Origin of the sequence: Nocardioides sp. (genome assembly GCF_035703625.1) — a bacterium.
GTDB lineage: Bacteria > Actinomycetota > Actinomycetes > Propionibacteriales > Nocardioidaceae > Nocardioides.
The window spans coordinates 1-6887 of the sequence record NZ_DASSXS010000074.1; the positions used below are offsets into that span (position 1 = coordinate 1).

A 6887-nucleotide genomic window follows, 5' to 3' on the forward strand; every position below is an offset into this window, starting at 1 on the left:
CAACACCTGACAACAAACCCTAGCTATCGCCAGAATCATCATCAAACCATCAACAACCCAAAAAGGATCATCAACAGGGCATACAAAATAATTCATCGACTATTGACACACTGTTGAGTTCTCAAAAATCAGACGCGCACCACGCTCTGACCGCTTTTGGCGGCGAGCCCTGGGGCTGTCGTAAACCTTAGCGGCTGCATTTCCGCCCGCCAATTCGGGGGTCCTGCCCTGCCGCTCACCTCCGCGCACGGATCTCGCCGGGATCGTCGGGCTGTCCTTCCGGACACGCACCCGCCCACCCGTCGAGGTGTGACTTGGAGGTGGTCAACCGGAGCCGGATGCCCGATCCATCGGATCTTGCTTCCCGCCGCTCTGGCGACTCGGAGAACACTAGGGGACGTATCGCGCTGACACAAATCGACCCGCGGTGAGCCGGGCCACAGTGGTGTCAGCGCAGGTCAGAGACGGGTTTCGGGCCGGTTGGAGGGGCCGGCTGTGGGGGTCGGGGCCACGATCCCGCGGGCATCCTGCGGGCTGGCGCAGCCGGCCAGGCGCAGCGACTCCACCAGCTCGTCGGCGTACTCCCGCAGTGCGCGGTCGACCCCGGCTCCTCCGTCTGCCGCGAGCGCGTGGAAGATCGGCCGCCCGACGAACACGGCGTCGGCACCGAGCGCGAGGGCGATCAGCGCGTGGAGGCCGCTGCGGATCCCGCCGTCGACGTAGACCTGCGCGGACTCCCCCACCGCGGCGCGCACGCCCGCGACGCAGTGGGCTGTGGCGAGCACCTGGTCGAGCTGACGTCCCCCGTGGTTGGAGATCCAGATCGCAGCGGCGCCTGCCTCCACGCACCGGCGGGCGTCGTCGGGACGCATCACCCCCTTGACGACGACCGGCAGGCCGGTCGTCTCCGCCAGCCAGCCGATGTCGGCCGGACCGAGGTCCATGGCCTTGGCACGGCTCTCGGGGTCCGCTCCGGTCGGCGTGGTCGCGTTGGCCCCGACCCAGGCGGGGTCGGCGACCTCCCAGACGCCGGGACCCTCCGGAAGCGAGTAGCGGGTCCCGATCAGGGGGGTGTCCGCGGTGAGCACGACGGCCTCCGCGCCGGCGGCCACCGCCGACTCCAGCAGGGGCACCGTGTCGCTGCGCTCGGCGGCGACGTACGCCTGGAGCCACCAGTGGGCCCCGGTGGACGCGACGTCGGCGAAGGTGCTGCCGGCGTTGCTCGACAGCACCATCGGGACGCCCGCGAGGTGAGCGGCGGCCGCCATCGTCACCTCGCCACCGGGATCGGCGGCACGCTGGAGCGTCATCGGGGCGATCCCCAGGGGAACGGCGAAGTCGGCGCCCAGCAGGGTGGTGCGGGTGTCGACCGTGCGCACGTCGCGCAGCACCCTGGGTGCGAGCCTCATGGCGTCCCAGGCGGCGCTCGCCTCGCCGAGCGAGATCTCGTTGCGGGCGCCCTCGGCGACGTACCGGAAGACGGCCGGGGGCAGTGCCTCCCGGGCCAGCGTCTCGACCTGGTCGAGCCACCGACGGGTCACGTGCGAGCCAGCTCCACGCCCGCGAACTTCTTCTTGCCCCGACGCAGCACCAGCCAGGAGCCGCCGATCAGGTCAGCGTCGGACGGGACGAAGTCGGGATCCTCGATCCGCTCGTTGTTGAGGTAGGCGCCACCTTCGCCGACGGTCCGCCGCGCCTCTCCCTTGCTGCGGGCGAGTCCGGAGAGCACGAGGAGGTCGACCATCGTCGGGACCTCCTGTCCCGCGTCCACGCGCGCGGCGCCCGCTTCGGTGAGCGCGGCGGCCAGGGTCGAGGGGCTGAGGGTGCGCAGGTCCCCGCCACCGAAGAGGGCCGCCGACGCGGCACGGGCGTGCCCGGTCTCCTCGGCACCGTGGACCAGAGTCGTGACGTGCTCGGCCAGCGCGCGCTGCCCGGCCCGCAGGAACGGCTTCTCGGCGGTCTGCGCCTCGAGCTGCGCGATCTCGTCACGGTCGAGGAACGTGAAGATCTTGAGCAGCTCGACGACCTTCTCGTCCTCGACGTTGAGCCAGAACTGGTAGAAGGCGTACGGCGACATCATCTCCGGGTCGAGCCAGAGGGCCCCGGACTCGGTCTTGCCGTACTTCGTGCCGTCGGCCTTCTCGATCAGGGGTGTCGCGAACGCATGCACCTGGTCGCCGTCGGAGCGTCGGACCAGCTCGACTCCCCCGGTGAGGTTGCCCCACTGGTCGCTCCCGCCGAACTGGAGGGTGACTCCGTGGTCGCGGTGCAGGCTCAGGAAGTCCATGGACTGGAGCAGGACGTAGCTGAACTCGGTGTAGCTGATCCCCGCCTCGAGCCGGGACCTGACGACCTCTCGAGCCAGCATCCGGTTGACGGGGAAGTGCTTGCCGATGTCGCGCAGGAAGTCGATGACCGACATGGACGCCGTCCAGTCGTAGTTGTTCACCATCGTGGCTGCGTTGCCGCCCTCGAACGAGAGGAACGGCTCGATCTGGCTGCGCACCTTCTCGACCCAGTCCTTGACGGTGTCGAGCGAGTTGAGGGTGCGCTCGCCCGACTCCTTGGGGTCACCGATCATGCCGGTCGCGCCGCCGACCAGGATGTACGGCGTGTGGCCGGCCTCCTGCAGCCGGCGCGCGGTCAGGATCTGGACCAGGCTTCCCATGTGCAGGCTCGGCGCGGTCGGGTCGAAACCGACGTAGAACCGCACGCTCCCCTGGCCCAGCGCCTCGCGCAGGGCGTCGAGATCCGTCGAGTGGGCGATCAGGCCGCGCCACTCGAGGTCGTCGAGGAGGGTGGGGTCGATGGACACGCGTGGGCCTTCCGGGGTCGGGGTACGTCAGGGACCAGCCTGCCGCATCCCGCGAGCGGTCGCCCACCCGGTTTCCCCGGGCGGGATTCGAGGGCCATCGTAGGATCCGGTAGGAGGGAAAGGGCAGCACTTGATCGCAGGGAGGTACACCCTCGACCGGGAGATCGGTCGAGGCGGCATGGGCGCTGTCTGGCTCGCGCGTGACGAGACGCTGGGTCGCGACGTCGCGATCAAGCGGATCGGCACGGCTCCGGGCGGCGAGTCGGCGGACCTCGCCCGCGCCGAGCGCGAGGCCCGGCTGGCGGCGCGGCTCAACCACCCGCACGTGGTCGCGATCTTCGACCTGATCACCCAGGACGACGAGCGCTGGCTGGTGATGGAGTACGTCGAGAGCGTGACCCTCTCCGGCCTCGTGCAACGAGACGGCGCCCTGACGCCCGACCAGGCCTGTCCCCTCATCCGGCAGGCGGCCGACGCCCTGACGGCCGCACACGCGGCCGGGATCGTCCACCGCGACGTGAAGCCGTCCAACATCCTGGTCACCGAGGACGGGCAGGTGAAGCTCTCGGACTTCGGCATCGCGCGTGCCGAGGCGGACGCCTCGCTGACCCAGACCGGGCTCGTCACCGGCTCTCCCGCCTATCTCGCGCCCGAGGTGGCATCGGGTCAGATGGCCACGACCGCGAGCGACGTGTGGTCCCTCGGCGCCACGCTGTTCCACGCGCTCGCCGGGCGGCCGCCGTACGAGGTCGGCGACAACCTGATGGGCGCCCTGTACCGGATCGTGCACGAGGAGCCCCCGCGCCTGCCCGACGCGGGCTGGCTGGCGCCGCTGCTCGAGGCGACGATGACCCGCGACCCCGCCGACCGCTGGTCGATGCAGCAGGTCCGGGACGCCCTGCACGCGGGTCCGGACGGAACCCTGGTGCACCCCGCACCGATCGCGGCAGCAGCTCCTCCGGAGTCGGGTCGCACGGAGGTTCTGCCCCAGGCGGTGCCGCCCGTCGCGGCCGACGCAACCCACCGGCGACGAAGGGCCGTCGGGCCTCTGCTCGTCGCCGGCGCAGTGGCCCTCCTGGTCGGCCTGATCGTCTGGGCAGCGCTCGCCTCCCGGGGCCCCGACGAGGGAACGCCCGCCGCCGGGGACCAGACGTCGAGGACGCCGGACCCGACCGGCACCAGGTCGGCGACGCAGTCCCCCTCGCCGTCTCCGTCGAACTCGCCGAGTCCGGACACGGGGCCGACGGAGCAGGGGATGGAGCAGTTCATCGGCAGCTACCTCGTCACCGCGGCCGCCGACCCCGCAGCGGGATTCACGATGCTGACCGCGGGCTTCCAGCAGGAGAGCGGCGGCCTGGCGGGCTACCGGAGCTTCTGGGACCGGGTGGACAGCGCCGAGCTCCAGTCGGTTCAGGCCGATCCGGACTCGCTCACGGTCGACTACACGGTGGCCTACGAGATGGACAGCTCGGGTCCGGGCTCCGGGGACTCGACCGACGACGTGAGCCTCACACTCGAGTTCGACGACGGTGACTACAAGATCGCCGGGGAGAGCTGAGCCGAGAACGGCAGCGTGACGTAGCGACGCACGTAGTGTCCCGGGGCGAAGGCGCCAGCGGCGGCGTCCACCACGAAGTCCGGCAGGGTCGTGAGCAGCTCCTCCAGCACGACGCGCGCCGCCAGCCGCGCGGCGGCCGCACCGAGACAGTGGTGGGCACCGTGGCCGAAGGCGAGGATCCGGCGCGGAGCGCGCACGACGTCGAGACGGTCGGCATCGGGGCCGAACTCGCGGGGGTCACGGTTGGCGGCGGCGTAGAGCAGCAGGACGCGTGCGCCCGCGGGGATCCGACGTCCCCGCAGCTCGACCTCGCGGGTCGTGGTGCGGGCCAGGCCCTGGACCGGACTGGCGAGCCGGAGCAGCTCCTCGATCGCGTCGGGTATCAGATCCGGGTCATCGACCAGCACCTGTCGCTGGTCGCGGTGCTCGGTCAGCAGCTCGAGGGTGACCCCGAGCAGACCGGTCGTGGTGTCGTTGCCGCCGGCGACCATGGTGAACGCGAAGCCGAGCATCTGCAGGACGCTCACGTCGTCGCCGGCCCGGACGAGCTGCGAGACGGTGTCCTCACCCGGGTCGGCGCGGCGGCGCTCGATGAGCTGCGTGAAGTAGTCGAACATCTCGGCGGCCGCCCCGGCACTGGCCGCCGCATCTGCGTCGGCGGTCGCGGCCACGATGGCCTCCGTCCAGCGGTCGAACCGGGGCCGGTCCTCCTCCGGCACGCCCAGGTAGTGCGCGACGAGCAGGCTCGGGAGCGGCTTGAGCAGGGCCCCGACGATGTCGGTCTCACCCTGCTCGGCAACCTCGGCGAGCCGCGAGCGCACGAACGCCCTCACCTGAGGCTCCAGGTCGCTGACCTGCCGCGGGGTGAAGCCGCGGGCCACCATCCGTCGGAACACGGTGTGGTCCGGAGGGTCGAGCATGACCATCGGGGCGAAGCCCTCGACCAGGTCGAGCTCGGTCTCCCCGTCGGTCATGGTGAGACCCCGGGCGCTGGAGTACGTCGCCGTGTCGCGCGCCGCGTCGTAGACGTCGGCGAAGCGGCTGAGCACCCAGAACCCACCGGCGTCGTGCACCGGATCGAGCTCGCGCAGCTCGGCGTACGACGCCCACGGGTCGCGCCACGTGTCACCGGAGCGCGGCTCGAACAGCGGCATGGAACACGTTCTAGCACAACGGTCCGGACCGGGGGCGGCCCGACGGGACGGATCGCTGCGCGTTCTGGTAGGACAGGGGCAGGACGCGCCGCCGTGGCGCGCGGGAAGGATGGAGCCATGAGGGGTCTGTTCGGGCTCGTCGTCGCCATTTGGCTGGTGATCGGGTTGATTGCCGCCTTCCAACGCGGCTACTTCGGCGACGACAGGGACGTCAGCTGCAAGACGTTCGGCGACACGGCGCTCACCGTCGTTGCCGGACCGCTGAACTACATCGGGGTCAACCCCAAGATCCAGTGCAAGGACGCGCCCGAACCGTCGCGGTGAGGTCGGGCCGCCGTCGTCCGGTCAGGCGTCGGGGCAGTGCCCCGCGACCAGGAGAGCCGGCAGGCGCCCGGCCAGGTCGAACGCTCCGGAACCCGGGTTCTGGTGGGCGAACACGATGAAGCGTGTCGCTCCCACGGTGAACGTCCACGCGTCGTACTCACCGTCCGAACCGGGTACGACGGCGCTCTCGGCCGGCCGGCCGGCCATCGTGGTCCGCCCGAGCTCGAGGTCCTCGAGCCTCGCCTGCGTCCCCGACGACTCGAAGATGGTCCGCCGCATCGACTCGACCGCGGGGAACCGGGAGCTCCGGTCCGTGGCCCAGACGTAGACCACCCCGTCCGCGTCCTTCTCGTTCCGGGCTCCCAGAAGTACCCACGCCAGCTGCTCCACGGCCAGGTCGCGCCCCGCCGAGAAGTCGGCGTTGAGCGCCGCCCGGTCGAGGTCGAGTGCGTGCAGGCCGCCGACGAGGTCGAGTGCGAGATGCTGCCCGCCGTGCTCGAGGTCGACGCAGTCGACGTCCAGGATGGCGGGCGCGCCGGAGGGAGCCGGAACCGCGGGCCCGGACCCGGGGCTGCACGCCGCCCCCGCGAGAAGCAGCACGCCGGCCGTCACGACCCGCGGGGTTGAGGGCATCGAGCGCACCGCGGCAGCGTATCGACCGACGGCTGGTCCGCGCCGGTGTTCGGCGCGGGCGTCGATAGGCTCCCCCACTGCAGGGGGCGGTAGCTCAGCTGGTTAGAGCAAGCGACTCATAATCGCTCGGCCGTCGGTTCAAGTCCGACCCGCCCCACCGACGCTGCCGAGAGGCGAGGCGAGCAGCAGCGTCTCCAGCCACCGGGGCACCGCTCCGCCCCACTCGGCCAGCTCGGCGTCGTTCATGGAGACACTGCACCGGGCCCAGCACTCGACCCGCGCAAGCCGAGCGAGCTGCAGCCCGGCGGGGAGGGCCGCGCGCAGGGCCGGGAGCGGGGCGAGGTCGCTCCACACCTCCAGCGCCGGTTCGACGACCCGCCACAGGCGCGGGTCGGCGGGGCCG

7 protein-coding genes and 1 tRNA gene are annotated in these 6887 nt (G+C 71.3%); 3 read left to right on the forward strand and 5 right to left on the reverse strand.

The genetic code is table 11. The annotated features are described in order from the left end of the window. Nucleotides 1-458: 458 nt before the first annotated feature. Both VFN12_RS03860 and tyrS read right to left on the reverse strand, forming a co-directional pair. On the reverse strand, nt 459-1541 hold the full coding sequence (locus VFN12_RS03860) for an alpha-hydroxy acid oxidase (RefSeq protein ID WP_325117269.1): 1083 nt from the start codon (nt 1539-1541) through the stop codon (nt 459-461). Next, nucleotides 1538-2815, reverse strand: coding sequence for a tyrosine--tRNA ligase (tyrS, locus tag VFN12_RS03865; RefSeq protein WP_325117270.1), 1278 nt, complete (start codon nt 2813-2815; stop codon nt 1538-1540). Before tyrS ends, VFN12_RS03860 begins: the two co-directional genes overlap by 4 nt. Before the next feature lie 130 nt (nt 2816-2945). On the opposite strand from tyrS, the gene VFN12_RS03870 reads away from it, so the two are divergent. Then, nucleotides 2946-4373, forward strand: coding sequence for a serine/threonine-protein kinase (locus VFN12_RS03870; protein WP_325117271.1), 1428 nt, complete (start codon nt 2946-2948; stop codon nt 4371-4373). Here VFN12_RS03870 and VFN12_RS03875 read toward each other — a convergent pair. Then, nucleotides 4349-5527 carry a cytochrome P450 gene (locus tag VFN12_RS03875; RefSeq protein ID WP_325117272.1) on the reverse strand — a complete coding sequence of 393 codons (1179 nt, stop codon included), beginning with the start codon at nt 5525-5527 and terminating at the stop codon, nt 4349-4351. The genes VFN12_RS03870 and VFN12_RS03875 overlap by 25 nt on opposite strands. 117 nt (nt 5528-5644) lie before the next feature. Here VFN12_RS03875 and VFN12_RS03880 point away from each other — a divergent pair, with 117 nt between their 5' ends. Continuing rightward, on the forward strand, nt 5645-5851 hold the full coding sequence (locus VFN12_RS03880; RefSeq protein WP_325117273.1) for a hypothetical protein: 207 nt from the start codon (nt 5645-5647) through the stop codon (nt 5849-5851). 21 nt (nt 5852-5872) lie between these two features. Here the strand turns inward: VFN12_RS03880 and VFN12_RS03885 are convergent, their stop codons facing one another. Further along, nucleotides 5873-6484, reverse strand: coding sequence for a hypothetical protein (locus VFN12_RS03885; RefSeq protein ID WP_325117274.1), 612 nt, complete (start codon nt 6482-6484; stop codon nt 5873-5875). Nucleotides 6485-6567: 83 nt separating this feature from the next. Between VFN12_RS03885 and VFN12_RS03890 the strand changes: the two genes are divergently transcribed. Next, nucleotides 6568-6641, forward strand: a tRNA-Ile gene (locus VFN12_RS03890). On the opposite strand, the gene VFN12_RS03895 is transcribed toward VFN12_RS03890, so the two are convergent. Further along, nucleotides 6623-6887, reverse strand: a 265-nt coding sequence (locus tag VFN12_RS03895; protein WP_325117275.1) for a hypothetical protein, incomplete at its 5' end; no start/stop codon positions are given. The two genes, VFN12_RS03890 and VFN12_RS03895, sit on opposite strands and share 19 nt — an antisense overlap.